The 15225-nt window shown below is 65.3% G+C and carries 13 protein-coding genes; 4 read left to right on the top strand and 9 right to left on the bottom strand.

All coding sequences use genetic code 11. The features are described 5' to 3' along the window. Window positions 1–258: 258 nt before the first annotated feature. Both PV772_RS21820 and aroQ read left to right on the top strand, forming a co-directional pair. On the top strand, window positions 259–2451 hold the full coding sequence (locus PV772_RS21820; protein ID WP_141159370.1) for an alpha-galactosidase: 2193 nt from the start codon (window positions 259–261) through the stop codon (window positions 2449–2451). A 77-nt stretch (window positions 2452–2528) separates the two neighbouring features. Continuing rightward, window positions 2529–2993, top strand: coding sequence for a type II 3-dehydroquinate dehydratase (gene aroQ, locus PV772_RS21815; protein WP_141159369.1), 465 nt, complete (start codon window positions 2529–2531; stop codon window positions 2991–2993). 10 nt (window positions 2994–3003) lie between these two features. Here aroQ and PV772_RS21810 read toward each other — a convergent pair whose 3' ends face one another. Continuing rightward, entirely contained in the window at window positions 3004–4188 is a 1185-nt protein-coding gene (locus PV772_RS21810) for a MarP family serine protease (protein ID WP_141159368.1), read from the bottom strand. Between the two features lie 196 nt (window positions 4189–4384). Between PV772_RS21810 and PV772_RS21805 the strand changes: the two genes are divergently transcribed. Further along, on the top strand, window positions 4385–5062 hold the full coding sequence (locus PV772_RS21805; protein ID WP_011775987.1) for a Crp/Fnr family transcriptional regulator: 678 nt from the start codon (window positions 4385–4387) through the stop codon (window positions 5060–5062). Between the two features lie 54 nt (window positions 5063–5116). On the opposite strand, the gene PV772_RS21800 is transcribed toward PV772_RS21805, so the two are convergent. From PV772_RS21800 to PV772_RS21765, 8 genes are all read right to left on the bottom strand, one after another. Beyond that, window positions 5117–6655 (bottom strand): alpha-N-arabinofuranosidase, encoded by a 1539-nt coding sequence (locus PV772_RS21800; RefSeq protein ID WP_141159367.1) that lies wholly within the window; start codon window positions 6653–6655, stop codon window positions 5117–5119. Window positions 6656–6710: 55 nt separating this feature from the next. Beyond that, window positions 6711–7607, bottom strand: coding sequence for a carbohydrate ABC transporter permease (locus PV772_RS21795; protein WP_141159366.1), 897 nt, complete (start codon window positions 7605–7607; stop codon window positions 6711–6713). A gap of 2 nt (window positions 7608–7609) precedes the next feature. After that, complete coding sequence (locus tag PV772_RS21790; RefSeq protein ID WP_141161468.1) at window positions 7610–8518, bottom strand: sugar ABC transporter permease; 909 nt, start codon at window positions 8516–8518, stop codon at window positions 7610–7612. Window positions 8519–8615: 97 nt separating this feature from the next. Next, the gene (locus PV772_RS21785; protein ID WP_141159365.1) at window positions 8616–9950 is read right to left on the bottom strand and encodes an extracellular solute-binding protein; all 1335 of its coding nucleotides are present in this window, start codon (window positions 9948–9950) and stop codon (window positions 8616–8618) included. A gap of 216 nt (window positions 9951–10166) precedes the next feature. Further along, window positions 10167–11168 (bottom strand): LacI family DNA-binding transcriptional regulator, encoded by a 1002-nt coding sequence (locus PV772_RS21780; protein ID WP_141159364.1) that lies wholly within the window; start codon window positions 11166–11168, stop codon window positions 10167–10169. Between the two features lie 59 nt (window positions 11169–11227). Further along, complete coding sequence (locus tag PV772_RS21775) at window positions 11228–12139, bottom strand: NUDIX hydrolase (protein WP_141159363.1); 912 nt, start codon at window positions 12137–12139, stop codon at window positions 11228–11230. A gap of 15 nt (window positions 12140–12154) precedes the next feature. Further along, a complete protein-coding gene (locus PV772_RS21770) occupies window positions 12155–12688 on the bottom strand; it encodes a RidA family protein (protein WP_141159362.1) in 534 nt (177 codons plus the stop codon). 1 nt (window position 12689) lies between these two features. After that, on the bottom strand, window positions 12690–12845 hold the full coding sequence (locus PV772_RS21765; protein WP_009359196.1) for a DUF4177 domain-containing protein: 156 nt from the start codon (window positions 12843–12845) through the stop codon (window positions 12690–12692). Window positions 12846–12882: 37 nt separating this feature from the next. Here PV772_RS21765 and PV772_RS21760 point away from each other — a divergent pair, with 37 nt between their 5' ends. Further along, on the top strand, window positions 12883–15225 hold the full coding sequence (locus PV772_RS21760; protein ID WP_141159361.1) for a transglycosylase domain-containing protein: 2343 nt from the start codon (window positions 12883–12885) through the stop codon (window positions 15223–15225).

Raw genomic sequence — 15225 nt, 5'->3', positions numbered from 1 at the left:
GGTCAAGGAAGAAATCAACAAGCTCTGGCAGGACAACAAGTAAATGGCAGCCCCTGTCATTGACACCCTCGCCGGGGGGGGGGGGGGGCCGACCCCCCCCCCCCCCCCCCCCCCGGGGGGGGGGGGGGGGCCCCCCCCCCCCCGGCCGGGTGCCGCCGTCCCCTCCTCGCGGCGGCGGCACCCGGCCTCCCCTTCCCGTGATTTTCCTTTTGCGCGTTCGTGACGACGCAATCCCTGAACACTGAAAGAGACTTCCCTATGGATCCCTTGCACCTCCGTTCCGCCGGCACCAGCCTGGTGATCAGCTTCGACAGCGGAGAGGCCGAAGTCATCCACTGGGGCGCCGAGCTGGGCGCAGACCTGCCGGACCTGGCCATCCTCACGGCTGCGGTGCCGCCCTCGTCGATCGACGTCCGCGTTCCCGCGGGCCTCCTCCCCCAGGCTTCCTCGGCCTGGCGCGGGCGCCCGGCCCTGCGTGGCCACAGGATCACGGACAGCGGCGCCGGCCTTGACTTCTCCTCCCGCCTCCGCGTCACCTCCGTCAGCACCGAAGGATCCTGCGCCACCATCGTGCAGGCCGACGGCGACACGGGCCTGAGCGTCGCAACGTCCCTGGCGCTTCATGCGGGCGGCCTGCTGGAACTGCGCCACACCATCACCAATGAGGGAACCACGCCTTTCCAGGTGGACGAGCTGGCGACCGTCCTGCCCGTGGCACCGGACGCCGTCGAACTCCTTGACCTGACCGGGCGCTGGTGCCGCGAGCGGCACCCCCAGCGCCGCCCCATCCAGCAGGGGACATGGGTTCGCACCGGCCGGCACGGCCGCACCGGCCACGATTCCTCCCTGCTGTTCGCCGCCGGCACCAAGGGCTTCGGCAACCGGCGCGGCAGGGTGTGGGCCACCCACCTGGCCTGGAGCGGCAACCATGAACAGTTCGCCGACACCATCGGCGACGGCCGGACCATGATCGGCGGTTCCGAGCTGCTGGGCCCCGCCGAAGTGATCCTGGACCCTGGCGCCCACTACACCACCCCCGCGTTGTTCGCCGCCTACTCCGACCGCGGCCTGGACGGCATTACCGAGGCGTTCTACAGCTGGTTCCGCTCCCGGCCCCACCACGTCCTGCCCGCCGCGTCCACCGGCCTGCCCGCAGGCAAGCCGCGGCCCGTCGTCCTCAACGTCTGGGAGGCCGTCTACTTCAACCACAACCTGGACATCCTGACCGAACTGGCGGAATCGGCCGCCGACCTTGGCGTGGAGCGCTTCGTGCTCGACGACGGCTGGTTCCGCGGCCGCCGGGACGACCACGCAGGTTTGGGCGACTGGTACGTGGACGAAACCCTGTGGCCCGACGGCCTGGCCCCCCTCATCGACGCTGTCACCTCCCGCGGCATGGAGTTCGGGCTGTGGGTGGAACCGGAGATGGTCAACCTTGACTCGGACATCGCCCGTGCCCACCCTGACTGGATCGTGGGCCCGTCGGCAAAGGCACACAAGGACGGCGGCCGGCTGCCCCTGGAATGGCGCAACCAGCACGTCATCGACCTGGTGAACCCCGACGCATGGCAGTACATCTACGACCGGATCGACGCGCTCCTGTCCGGAAGCAACATCAGCTACCTGAAGTGGGACCAGAACCGCGACCTCGTGGAACACGGCCACGCCGGCGCCCCTTCCGTCCACGCGCAGACCCTCGCCGCGTACCGGTTGTTCGACGAGCTCCGCAAGGCACACCCCGGCGTCGAGATTGAAAGCTGCTCCTCCGGCGGCGCGCGCGTGGACCTGGGCATCCTGGAGCGGACGGACCGGATCTGGGCCTCGGACTGCAACGACGCGCTGGAACGGCAGGCCATCCAGCGCTGGACCGGCGCGGTGGTCCCGCCCGAGCTGGTGGGCAGCCACATCGGTCCCACCACGTCGCACACCACCGCCCGCACGCACGACCTGTCCTTCCGGGCCATCACCGCCCTGTTCGGCCACTTTGGCATGGAGTGGGACGTCCGGAGCGTCCAGGGCAAGGAGCGCGACGAACTTCGGCGCGTCGTGGGCCTGTACAAGGAACACCGGGACCTGATCCACAGCGGCCGCCGGGTCCACGCGGACGTCGCCGATGATGCCTTCCTGCTGCACGGCGTGGTGGCGGACGGGTCCATCGCGGACAGCACGACGGCGGCCCTGTTCGCCGTTGTGGGCACGCGCACCTCTGCCGCGGAGCAGCCCGGACGCATGGGCCTCCCCGGCCTGGCGCCGGAGCGGAATTACCGGGTTGAGGTCCTCGCCCCCGTCCAGGAGGACGCCGACTACGCGCACACCTTCACGCAGGCGCAACCGCCGGCGTGGCTTGCCGGCGGAGCCGTTGCCAACGGCCGTTTCCTGGCGGAGGTAGGGCTGCCGATGCCGGTGCTGAACCCCGAGCATGCACTGCTGCTGAAGGCGACGGCCCTCTAAACAGCCATTGGCCCGCCCGCCGCGCATCCGGACGTAAGAATGCGCGGCGGGCTGCGCCAACCGATAGATTTGCAGGCATGACTGAAGCCTCCTCCACTGTCGAAGCCGGCCGCGGCACCATCCTGGTCATCAATGGCCCCAACCTGAACCTGCTGGGTACGCGGGAGCCGGAAAAGTACGGCACCTCCACCCTTGCCGACGTCGAACAGCTGGCTGCGGCCACCGGGAAGGACCACGGATTCGCCGTGGAGTGCGTCCAGTCCAACCATGAAGGCGTCCTGCTGGACGCCATCCACGCAGCACGCGGCACCGCCGTGGGAATCGTCCTGAACGCGGGCGCCTTCACGCACACCTCCGTGGCACTTCGTGACGCCCTGGCAGCCGTGCAGCTTCCCGCCGTCGAGGTCCACATCACCAACGTGCACCAGCGGGAGGAATTCCGGCACCACTCCTACCTTTCCCCGGTCTGCGCGGCAGTGATTGTGGGTGCGGGAGTGTTGGGCTACAAGCTCGCCATCGACTACCTGGCGGAGGTCCTGTAGCCGGAAGAGGCTACTTCTTGATGCATTGCCCCGAGGAAACCGGCGAGGACAGCGACGGCGCCTGCTCGGCTACCGGGTCCAGGTCACCCATGGTGATGGCGAACCCCACCTCGGCGTCCGAGGTTGCCTTGGCGAAGACCACCCCTGCCACCTGGCCGTCCGTGGTGAGCAGCGGGCCCCCCGAATTTCCCGGCTGGACGTCACCGGCAAGGCGGTAGATGTCCTCCGGGGAGGGATTGTTGCCGTAGATGTCGGGAACCAGGACGGTGGCAATGTCCTGGACGGTGGCCGGCTTGGACTGGAACGGACCGCCGTGCGGGTACCCGGCGAACGCGGCCTGGCTTCCGCCGGGCAGGTCGCGGCTCAACTGCAGCGGCTGCGAGGGCAGGTTGTCCACGGCCAGGACCGCAAGGTCGCGACGCGTGTCGAAGTAGACCACCCTGCCGGGCATCGCGCCGCCGTCGGGCATTTCCACCACCGGCTGCGACACGCCGGCCACCACATGCGCGTTGGTGACCACGCGGTCCTCTGAGACGACGAACCCGCTGCCGGTCTGGTTCTGACCGCACTCATAGGCAGTGCCGGCGATCCTCAGGACGGACTGGGCAGCCTTGTTAAGCGCCGGCGTGTTCGTGCTGGTGTTCGGCACCTGGACTGCCTGGCCCTGGTCGAGCCCTTCCAGCAAGGTGGGGATGCCATTGCCGATCACCGTGGACCGCAGCTCCGCCATGGTGGCCTTGACCGGCGTGGGCGTCAACCCGTCGATGAAGCGGATTACCTTGGATTCGGCCAACTGTTGGGACACAACGGGCACGCCGAGTGAACTGACGCTGAACGCCAGCATTGACATCACCAGGGCGGAGACCACAAGGTTCAGCGCCCCGCCCACCAGCCGGTCCACCGCCCGCAGCGGCCGGATCCGCACCACTCCGCGAAGCTGGCGCCCCACCATGGTTCCCAGGCCGTGCCCCAGCGCCATCAGGACGACGGCGGCAGCGATGATGGCGGTGAGCCTCCACCCGGAGTCCTCAACGAAAGTGCTGACCAGGGGGACGGCAAAGAACGCGGCGATGGCGCCGGCGGCAAAGCCCACGAGGCCGCCGACGGTGACCAGGAACCCATTGCGGAGGCCGTAGATCAGGTATGACAGCAGCGCCAGGATCAGGACAATGTCCAGGACAGTCAGGCCGACCACAAAGGCTCCTTATTTACAGTTGAACCCCCATTCTAGTGGCGGACGCTGACAATCTTCTGTGGGCTGCCGCGGCCTGCGGAAGGCCGGCTGCGGGCGGCCTGCCCGTGTTTCCCATGCCAAGTTCGTCACAGAACCTTGAAAATTCTGAAACAATGGCAAAAGCGCCCACAGCCGATACTTTTACTCAGGAGATTTCATGGACATCGAGGTACTGCGCCGAGCACCCCTTTTCGCCACGCTCGACGACGACGCATTCCGGCTGCTGACGGACGAGCTCACCGAGGTGGACCTATCCCGCGGCGCATCAGTGTTCCGCGAAGGCGACCAGGGTGACCAGCTGTACTTCATCGTCTCAGGCAAGGTGAAGCTCGGCCGCACTTCCCCGGACGGCCGCGAGTCCCTCCTGGCCATCCTCGGCCCGGGCGAGCTCTTCGGCGAGATGGCGCTGTTTGATCCCAGCCCCCGCACTGCCACCGCCACCGCGGTGTCCGAAACCCGGCTGGCCGGGCTCAAGAACGAGAGCCTGAACGCCCTGCTGCGCACCCGCCCCGAGGTCTCGGCCCAGCTGCTGCAGGCCCTGGCCCGCCGCCTGCGCCGCACCAACGACTCCCTCTCGGACCTCGTCTTCTCGGACGTCCCGGGCCGCGTGGCCAAGGCCCTGCTGGACCTTGCCGACCGCTTCGGCCGCCCGGCCACCGACGGCGTCCTGGTGGCGCACGAGCTCACGCAGGAAGAACTGGCGCAGCTGGTGGGCGCCTCCCGCGAAACCGTCAACAAGGCCCTGGCCGAGTTTGTCCAGCGTGGCTGGCTCCGGCTCGAGGCCCGCGCCGTGGTGATCCTGGACATGCAGCGCCTCCGCCAGCGCTCCCGCTAAGACCAAGCAAAAAGGCCGCCCCGAGGGGCGGCCTTTTTGTTTCCCGAAACAGGTCTAGTTCTTCACCACGTCCAGTTCGACGACGGCCCAGGACAACGCAGGAAGGCTGAGCCGCAGCTCAGAGCCGTTCGCCTTGGCACCCTCCAGCGGCTTCAGGCCCACGCGGTCCTGGTTGTCCTGGTTGTTGATGGTGAACCGGTCACCGCCGTCAGGGATTTCCAGCACTTCCGCCCTGACCACCCGCTGTGCGTCGAAGCCACGCAGGCTGACCTCCACATCCGCCGCCTCCTCGAGCCCGCGGTTGGCAAGGAACAAGGCCACCCGGCCCGTCTCCTCGTTCCAGGTGGCGCTGACATCGACCAGGTCCGTATCGCCAAACCGGGTATTGGCGTACTTGTCGGAGTCGACGGACAACCGCAGGATCTGGCCCTTCGCCAGTTCCGCCATCCTGGAGAACGGGTGGAAGATCGTTTGCCGCCAGGCCGGACCGTTCTCCTCGCTGAAGATGGGGGCGATGACGTTGACCAGCTGCGCCTGGTTGGCGATCTTGACCCTGTCGCCGTGCCGGAGCAGCGAGTTAAGCAAAGTTCCGACGACGACGGCGTCCGTCACGTTGTACTTGTCCTCGATGACCCGGGGGTGCTCACGCCAGCCGGCCTTGGACACATTGTGCGGCTGGTCCTCCGTGTCCAGGCCCCGCTGGTACCAGACGTTCCATTCGTCGAAGGACAGGTTGATGTGCTTCTTGTGCTTGCCCTTGGCGCGGACCGCGTCTGCGGTGGCAATGACCGATTCGATGAAGTAGTCGGTGTCGACGGCGCTGGCCAGGAAGCTGCCGACGTCCCCGTCGTGCTCCTGGTAGTAGGCGTGCAGGGAAACATAGTCGACTTCGTCGTAGGCGTGGGTCAGGACGGTCTGCTCCCAAGCCCCGAAAGTAGGCATTCCCGAGTTGGAGCTTCCGCAGGCCACCAGTTCGATGTCCGGGTCGACGAACCGCATGGCCTTGGCCGCTTCCTGGGCCAGCCGGCCGTACTCCTCTGCCGTCTTGTGGCCGATCTGCCAGGGGCCGTCCATTTCATTGCCCAGGCACCAGAGCTTGATGTTAAAGGGGTCCTTGTGGCCGTTTTTGGCGCGCAGGTCCGAAAGGCGGGTGCCGCCCGGGTGGTTGGCGTATTCGACGATGGCCCGGGCGGCGTCCACTCCCCTGGTTCCCAGGTTGATGGCTTCCATGATTTCGGTACCGGCCTGGCGGGACCAGTCCACAAATTCGTGGAGGCCGAAGGCGTTGGTTTCCAGGGTGTGCCAGGCCCCGTCAAGCCTGCGCGGCCGGTCTTCGCGGGGGCCAATTCCGTCTTCCCAGTCGTAGCCCGAGACGAAGTTGCCGCCGGGATAGCGGACCACTGTGGCGCCGAGCTCCTTTACGAGCTTGAGGACGTCTTGGCGGAAGCCGTTTTCGTCGGCCTCCGGGTGGCCCGGTTCGTAGATGCCGGTATAGACGCAGCGGCCCATGTGCTCCACGAAGGAGCCAAAAAGGCGCCGGGGCACTTCGCCGATGGTGAAGTCGCGGTCGAGGGTGATTCTGGCGCGGGACATAAGAATGATCTCCTTGGTTGTACGTCAGGCAGGTGGTGGAAAGCGACGGTGGGCGTCAGGTGCCGGCGAGTCCCGTCGTCGCAACGCCCTTGATGATCTGGCGCTGGAAGAACAGGAAAAGCAGGATCAGCGGCAGGGCCGCGAGCAACGCGGACGCCATGTTCTGGGCGTACTGGATGCCGTAGGCGCTCTTGATGGTCTGCAGCCCCACGGGGAGGGTCAGGACGGACCCGTCGTTGGTGGCAATGAAGGGCCAGAGGAAGTTGTTCCAGGCGCCGATGAACACGAAGATTGCCACCGCCGCGAGGATGGGGCGGGACAGCGGAAGGATGACCTGGAGGAAAATCCGCATCCGGCTGGCGCCGTCCATGACCGCGGCTTCTTCGAGTTCGCGCGGGATCTGGTCGAAAAACTTCTTGAGCACGAACACCATGGCCGGATGGATGACCTGCGGCAGGATGATGGCCCAGGAGGTATCGATCATGTGCAGTGCCACCATTTGGTAGAACAGCGGGATGATCAGGACCGGCGGGGGAACGATGATGGACGCGATGATCACGGTCATCAGGACCTTCTTGCCCCGGAAGTCGATGCGGGACAGCGCGTAGGCCACCAGCGCGGAAATGACCAGCGTGATCATTGTGATGGCCGCCGAGGTGTACAGCGAATTCCAGGTCCAGAGCGGGATGTTGCCGTCCTGGAACACCTTGACGAACGCATCGGCGGTGAAGCCCGACGGCGGGATCCAGCTGACCTTCGGAGCGGCGGCATCAGTTTCGCTCTTGAAAGCGGTGACGGTTGCCCAGGCGAAGGGCACCATCCAGAGGACGGCCAGCAGGGCGGCGACTGCCAGGACCGCAACGCGGCCGGGGCTCATCCTGCGGCCGTTCCTGCCGCCGGCGGATGGCGTGGCCGTGGAGGGAAGAGGGCGGGCTAGGGTTTCAGTTGCCATGGCTATGCACTCCTGCGGCGGGTGATGAGGAACTGGATGACCGAAACGGCCACGATCAGTCCGAACAAGATGTAGGAGATGGCTGCCGAGTAGCCCAGCCGGTATCCGGTGAAGCCGGTTTCGAAGATGTACTGCACCACGGGCCGGGTGGCACCGCCCGGGCCGCCTGCTGTCATTTGGTAGACCTGGTCGAAAATCTTCAGCGACGCCAGGATCTGGAGGAGCACGATCATCACGGTGGTCGGGGCCAGCTGCGGCAGGGTGATGGAAAAGAACTGCCGCCAGGCACCGGCGCCGTCCAGCGACGCCGCTTCATAGTGCTGGGCGGGGATGTTCTGCATCGCCGCCAGGTACAGGAGGAAGTTGAAGCCCACCGTCCACCACAGGGTGGCGATGACGATTGCCCACATGGCTACGCCGGGGTCGTTCAGCCACGCAACTTTCGGCAGCCCGATTTTGGCCAGTGAGTCGTTGATCAGGCCCAGCTGGGGGTTGTACATCCAGGTGAAGAACAGGGAGACAACGGTGGAGGCCAGCAGGTACGGGGCAAAGTAGGACAGCCGCCACAGCCATTGCGCGGGCAGTCCGACATTGACCAGGGCGGCCATGACCAAGGCAACGACCACCAGCGGGACGGTGCTGATGACCGTGAAGTAAAGGGTGTTGCCCAGCGAATGCCACATGTCGGAGTCGGCGAGGGCTTCGCTGTAGTTTGCCAGCCCAATCAGGCTGTCGTTGGCCCCGGTAAGGGACTTGCCGGTCAGGCTCATGTACAGCCCGTAAAGGAGGGGCCAGACGAGGAAGACCAGGAAGAATGCCAGGAACGGCGCAGCAAAGGCCCAGCCGTTGAGGTTGTCCCGGCTTCCCTGGGAACGGGACCCTGCGGTCCTGGACCCCGCCTGCCTGGACATTCTTTGGCGGGACAGCCCGGGCAGCGAACCCGCCGGACCCTCGCTGTTGTGTGACGTTGCTACGGAACTCATTTGGACTCCTGTGTCGCTTGGCGGTTCAAACCGGGTTGGGACGGGAAAGCAGGGTGTTGGTGCGCCGCACGAAGGCATCCCAGCCATCAGTTGCCTTGTCGCGGCCGAGGAGCACGTTCTGTACGGTCTCCGCAAAGTACGTTTGCCAGTCGGAGCCCGATCCGCTGAACCAGGCCTCCGGGTCGTAGGCGATGATGTCTGCGGCGTTGGCGTAGTGGATCTGGGGCGTGAGTTCGCGGTAGGCCTGGGATTGCACCACCGGCTGGAAGGCGGGGATATGTCCTGCCTCGGCCCAGGACAGCGAGCCCTTGAGGATGTCGCTGACGAATTTGTAGACGTCGCGGCGCTTGGCGTCGTCGACGTTCAGCTGCCGGGGAAGCACGAAGGAATGCGAGTCAGCGTATGCGGCCGGCGTTCCGAACAGCGTGGGGATGGTGGCGGCGTCAACGGGCAGGTTTGCCTTCTTGAAGGTGGGAAGCTCCCAGACCCCGCTGAAGAGCATGCCTGATCCCCCGCGGGCGAATTCCGCGATGCCGGTGCTGATGTCGCCGCTTTGCGCCGCGATGGTGTCATCGAACAGGGAGGTCATGAATTCCAGGGACTCAACGGCGGCCTCGTTGTCGGCCACCATTGGCTTGCCGGGGGTCAGTTCCATGCTTGCCCCGTGCTGCCGGTAGAGGGTGTAGAAAAGGCGCCACATCTGTGACCCGCTGCCGAGGTACCCGAAGGACAGACCGTGCGCCTGGGTCACTTTCTGCATTTCCCGCGCGATGCTGATGAATTCCTGCGGGGACTTCGCTTCCTGCAACTGCCCGTTGCTGCCAAGCAGTCCTGCCTTTCCCGCCACGTCACGGTTATAGAACATGACAAAGGGGTGCGAATCCAGGGCGATGGAGAAGACTTTGCCGTTGTTCCGGCTCTTGTCCCAGATCCTGGGCGCGAAGCTCTGGCTGGTGACGCCGAACTCTGACAGCAGGTCCAGGTCCCATGGGTCGATCAGGCCGCCGGGCGCATAGCCGGGAACGCGGCTGGCATGCATGATGGCCAGCTGCGGCGGACGGCCGCCGGCCGATGCCATGGCCAGCTTGGTGTAGTACGGCGGCCCCCAGGCAAGAACTGTCGGGTGCACCTTGAACGCGGGGTTGGCGTCGTTCACCTTGCTGATCATGTTCTGCATCTTGATGCCGTCGCCACCGGACAGGAGATGCCAGAACTGGATATCCCTGGGGGCCGCGGCGGAGGCATTTCCGCCGCACCCGGACAAGGCCGCCGCGGCGAACACGCTTCCCAACGCTGCGGTTCCGGACAACAGCCGGCGCCTGGACAGTTGCCTGTCGTCGAAAAAATCAAACTGCTTCACCCGTCACTCCTTTGGATGGGTCCGCTGAAAGTCATTCCGTTGCCACAACCGTTGCTGCCGGGTGTCCCTCATCGCAGTCCTGCAGGCTCCGGTGTGACGCACGCCTCACATTACATCGATGTAATGCGTCCCCGCAATGAAAATTGTTAGCGTTCGCAAAGTGATCCCGCTGTCTCGCTTCGACACCACGCCAGTGGCCGGCGCTGCGTGCAGGGCCTAGGAAGAGGTGCTTTCCCGCTCCACGACTTCGTAATCGACGGCCACCACCCGCTGCGGGCCCTCGCGGTCCTGCATGCGTTCGGTCAGGAGCCGCAGGGCTTCGCTGGCCACCCTGCGCTTGTCGAAGGAGACGGTTGTCAGTGACGGCACCGCATATTTCGCATCTGCGATGTCGTCGAAACCCGCAACGGCCACATCGTCGGGAACCCGAAGGCCGCGTTTCCACAGCACGCTCAGGGCACCGATCGCCATGGAATCGGTGAAACAGAACAGCGCCTCGGGCACCGGGTGCGCGTCAAGGTAGGCGGAAAGAGCATGGGCTGCCGTATCCGGGCTCCACTTTTCGCAAGGGATGATCAACGAGTCGTCCCAGGGGATGCCGAGTTCGCCAAGCGCGGCCTGGTACCCGCGGGTGCGGAGGACGGCTGCCGCGGAGCCCCTGCCCTCGGCGGCGCCCAGGACCGCGATACGCCGCCTGCCCGTCCTGCCGAGCGCCAGTGTCATGTCACGGGCGGCGGCGACGCTGTCCACCCACACACGGTCGGCCAGCTTCTGGGACACTTCCCCAAGCAGGACCACGGGAGGCAGGGCGACGCCCACTTTGACGGCACTCTCGTCCAGCACCACGGGGTTGAGGATCAACCCGTCTATCAGGTTGGAGCGCGCGCGGGACATCAATTCGTACTCGCGGGTGGGATCGGATCCCGTCTCCTCGATCTGCACGCTCCAGCCCTGTTCATGGGCTACTTCCACCACGCTGTGCGCAATTTCGGCAGAATACGGCGTGGCCAGGTCCGGCAATGCCAGGGCAATGACGCCAGACCTGCCGTTGCGCAATCCCCGGGCGGAGAGGTTGGGGACATAGTCCAGCTCGGCCATGGCCTGCTCCACCCTGGTTCGGGTGGGAGCGCTGACCGGGACAATTCCGTTCATGACGTTCGAGACTGTCTTTGGCGAAACCCCTGCGAGGCGCGCTACGTCCTTGACCGTTGCGCGCAAAGGCGCCCCCTTGCTTCCGGTGTGGCATTGTTGAGGATTTTACCCGCCTCTGCAGGGCGTCAGCGTTCGCGCTGGTGGTCCCCTGCCACGGTCTTGGCCGCCTCGACTTCAAGCATGAGCCTGCCGTCTTCTTCGACCAGCGTTGGCTGGTATACGTGGTGCTTCCGCTTGTAGCTCAAATAAGCGATACAGCCGTTGGCCGTCGCCATCTTTTCCAGCATGATTTCCGAGCCCGGCACGAGCAGTTCGCCCAAGGGGCGGCCCACGGTGTTCTCCTGGCCTGCCTCGTCCCCAAGATTGCTGGTGTTCCGTTCCTGCACCACCTGCGCCGCGTTGACCCATCGGCCCCACACGCCTTTGCCCCCAAGCAGCGACGGCTCCTGGCCAAGCGGCTGGGTGGCCGCAAAGTACCGGGTATCGAACCGGCGGTGCGCAAAGTCCGGGCTGCGCCAGTTGACCAGGGACTTCAGCAGGTCGGTGCGGAGGGAAAGTCCGCGCTTGCCCAGGACCTGGGCAAGCGTCTTTTCCTGGTCCGCGACGGCCACGCGGGCCCGCATCCATTCGGACGTTGACGTGGCTTCGACCGTATTGGACATATCCGGACCAGCCAGCAGGATGCCGGTTTCCTCGAAGAGTTCCCGGATGGCTCCCACCACGTGGCGGCGCGCCAGCCCGACGTCGTCCGTTCCCATTTGCTCAGCCCAATGCTGCGGCGACGGGCCCAGCCAACCCATGGGCTCGTCGTCGGACGGGTCAAGGGACCCGCCGGGGAACGCGAGGACCCCCAGCGGCGAGGAGCCGGGTCGGTAACCCAGCCACGTCTCCAAACCGGTGGGTGAATCGCGCAGGAGGACTACGGATGATGCGTAGCGGGCGGCCCTGGGGGTCCGCTCGCCGTGTTCGAGCCAGCTTTGTGCTGCCCCTTCCAGATCCTGGGGAAGTGCAAAAAGGCGTCGTGCGAGGTGCGGCAAGGGAAGTGTCCGGTCTTAGCTGAATTCGGCGATCAACTCGACCTCTACGGGAGAGTCGAGTGGAAGTACGGCAACGCCGACGGCGGACCGCGCGTGCTGCCCGGCGTCGCCAAGGACACGGCCCAGCAGTTCCGAGGCGCCGTTGACGACGGCGGGCTGGCCCGTGAAGGAGGGATCCGAGGCGACGAATCCCACAACTTTGACGATCCGCGTGATGCGGTCAAGGTCACCGATGACGCTCTTGACGGCAGCAAGGGCGTTGACGGCGCACACTGCCGCGTAGCGTTGGGCGTCCTCCGGGGAAACCGTGGGCTCGTCGGCGAACCCTTCCGTTCCTGCCGAAACCTTGCCCGTAGCTTCGAGTTTGCCGTTAATAAACGGCAGCTGGCCCGAGGTATAGACGTGGCTGCCGGAGACGACAGCGGGAACGTAGGAGGCTACCGGGGCGGCAACCTCCGGGAGGGCAAGGCTAAGTTCCGCGAGGCGCTGCTCGACGGCGGAAACCGGCGCCGTCGCCGGGCTGGACTGGGCTTCTGCGGGGGTGCTCATGCTACTGCTTCTCCCTCTTGAGGTAGGCGACAAGGCCGTTACCGTCGGGTCCGGGGACTACCTGGACGAGCTCCCAGCCGTCCTCTCCCCACTGGTCAAGGATCTGCTTTGTAGCGTGGATGATGAGCGGAATCGTCGCGTACTCCCATTTGGTCATGAGAGAAAGCGTAGCCCTTGCCGGTAAAGTGGAAAACATGGCGACTCGCAACAACCCCTTATTCGACACTGCCACCACACTGGGTAAGATCCTTCTTTTCCTTGGTGTGAGCGCGATTTGCGGTGTCCTCGTGGCGGGCCTGTTGGTCCCTGCCGCGGCCGTCTCTGGCAGCGCGGCAAGCGGTTCCATCAATTTCTTCGATTCCCTTCCCGCCGAACTGAAGGTTGATCCCCCGAGCCAGACCACCAGGATCCTGGCTGCGGACGGCAGCGAGATCGCCAGCGTCTACACGGAGAACCGCACCAAGGTTCCGCTGGACCAGATTTCACCGAACATGAAGAACGCCATCATCGCGGTGGAGGACAGCAGGTTCTACGAGCACGGCGGTGTGGACACCACCGGCATCCTCCGCGCGCTGGTCGCCACAGCCCGCGGCAACAAGCAGGGCGCGTCCACCATCACGCAGCAGTACGTCAACAACGTCCTGAACGCCAACCTCGCAGCCGCCGGCGAAGAGGACCAGATCAAGCTCAACGGCGTCAACAAGGGCGTTGGCGACAAACTCCGCGAAATGAAGCTCTCCATCGCCCTGGAGAAAGAATTCACCAAGGACCAGATCCTTGAGGGCTACCTGAACATCGTGTTCTTCAACCGCGACGCATACGGCATCGAAGCGGCATCCCGTTACTTCTTCAGCACTACTGCCAAGGACCTCACCCTGCCGCAGGCAGCCCTGCTCGCCGGCCTGGTGAACAGCCCCTCCGCCTTTGATCCCATCACCAATCCGGAAAAGTCGAAGCAGCGCCGGGACCTGGTGCTGGGACTGATGAAGGACCAGAAAAAGATCACCGCGGAGGAATACGAGGCCGCGGTGGCCACGCCGGTGGAACCCAAGGTGACCCAGCCCAAGCAGGGTTGCGCCTACGCCGCTTCTGCCCCGTACTTCTGCAACTACGTCCTGCATCTGCTGGAAAACAACCCCGCCTACGGCGCGGACAAAGAAGAACGCCAGCATGTCCTCTACGGCGGCGGCCTCACGATTACAACCACCCTCGACCCCAAGGCCCAGGCCACGGCCCAGGAACAGGCCGATGCGGCTGCAGGCGCCAACCCCGACAAGTGGGGCGCGTCCATGGTCTCAGTGCAACCGGGCACGGGCAAGATCGTCTCCATGGCCCAGAACACTTCGTTCCTGGCTGGCCCAAGCGGCTTCAACTCGCAGTTGAACTTCAACGTTGACCAGCTGGACAAGGACGGGAACGACCTCAACGGCATCGGCGGCTTCCAGCCCGGCTCAACCATGAAACCGTTCACCTTTGCCGAGTGGCTCAATGAGGGCAAGACCATGAATACCGTGGTCAACGCTGCCCAGCGCGTCTACCCCATCGGCTACCCGTGGAAGAACACCTGCGGCAAGGTGCAGGGCGCTTACAGCACCGCCCAGAAGAACGCGAAGCTGGATGCCGCGGATGACCTGCAGAATGCTGAGCCACAGTGGTACAAGCCGCTTACGGTCCTGGAGGGCCTCTACAACTCCATTAACACCGTAACCTTCGCCTCCGCCGCCCAGCTGGACTTCTGTGGAATCCAACAGATTGCGGATGCCGTTGGGCTGCACAGCGGCCTGCCGTCGGCGGATGGCAGCGAGCCGAACCCCAAGGTGAACATGATGACCCTGGGCAACCTGCTGGGGTCCACCCAGACGTCACCCCTTACGATGGCCAGCGCCTTTGCCACCTTCGCGAATGACGGAAAGTACTGCGAACCCATCGCCATCACCTCAGTCACCGATGCCACCGGCAAGCAGCTCCCGGCCCAGTCCAGCAACTGCCGGGACGCGATCAAGCCAGAGGTCGCCCGCGGCGTGAACTACGCGCTCCAGGAGGTCCTGAACAGGGGCTCGGGCTCGCTGATTCAGCCCCGGATTTCCACCAAGACGAGCTTTCCCATCGGCGCCAAGACCGGTACGTCCAACAACAACGGCTCCACCTGGGTTGTTGGCCACACTACGGGCCTGGCTACCGCGGCCTGGTTCGGTGACCCCTTGGGGAACCAGGGCCGTGCCGGCCAGAACATCACCGTCAACGGAAAGTTCTATCAAGGCATTGACGGCTACATGATCGCCGGCCCCATGTTCTCCAACTACATGTCCAAGATCGCTCCGGCCTACGGAACCAACCCGTTCCCTGCGCCTCCGAGCAACATGGTCAGCGGCCCTACGGCGAACACGACGCCTGGCCGTACCACTCCCCAAGCCACCCAGGCGCCCGTTCCCGCCCCGCAGGCTACCCAGGCTCCAGCACCGCAGGCCCCCGCCACCCAGGCTCCTGCCCCAGCCCCCGCCCCCACCAACAACGGCAACGGCAAGGGAAACGGCTGA

Origin of the sequence: Pseudarthrobacter sp. CC12 (assembly GCF_039907755.1) — a bacterium.
Taxonomy (GTDB): Bacteria; Actinomycetota; Actinomycetes; order Actinomycetales; family Micrococcaceae; genus Arthrobacter; species Arthrobacter niigatensis.
The sequence above is the reverse complement of the archived record's forward strand: the minus strand, read 5'-3'. Positions and strand labels throughout refer to the sequence as shown.

Bases quoted from the DNA above. Each gene is read 5' to 3' on its own strand.
- PV772_RS21820 (WP_141159370.1), top strand. From the start codon at position 259: ATGGATCCCTTGCACCTCCGTTCCGCCGGCACCAGCCTGGTGATCAGC.
- aroQ (WP_141159369.1), top strand. From the start codon at position 2,529: ATGACTGAAGCCTCCTCCACTGTCGAAGCCGGCCGCGGCACCATCCTG.
- PV772_RS21805 (WP_011775987.1), top strand. From the start codon at position 4,385: ATGGACATCGAGGTACTGCGCCGAGCACCCCTTTTCGCCACGCTCGAC.
- PV772_RS21800 (WP_141159367.1), bottom strand. From the start codon at position 6,655: ATGTCCCGCGCCAGAATCACCCTCGACCGCGACTTCACCATCGGCGAA.
- PV772_RS21795 (WP_141159366.1), bottom strand. From the start codon at position 7,607: ATGGCAACTGAAACCCTAGCCCGCCCTCTTCCCTCCACGGCCACGCCA.
- PV772_RS21790 (WP_141161468.1), bottom strand. From the start codon at position 8,518: ATGTCCAGGCAGGCGGGGTCCAGGACCGCAGGGTCCCGTTCCCAGGGA.
- PV772_RS21770 (WP_141159362.1), bottom strand. From the start codon at position 12,688: ATGAGCACCCCCGCAGAAGCCCAGTCCAGCCCGGCGACGGCGCCGGTT.
- PV772_RS21765 (WP_009359196.1), bottom strand. From the start codon at position 12,845: ATGACCAAATGGGAGTACGCGACGATTCCGCTCATCATCCACGCTACA.
- PV772_RS21760 (WP_141159361.1), top strand. From the start codon at position 12,883: ATGGCGACTCGCAACAACCCCTTATTCGACACTGCCACCACACTGGGT.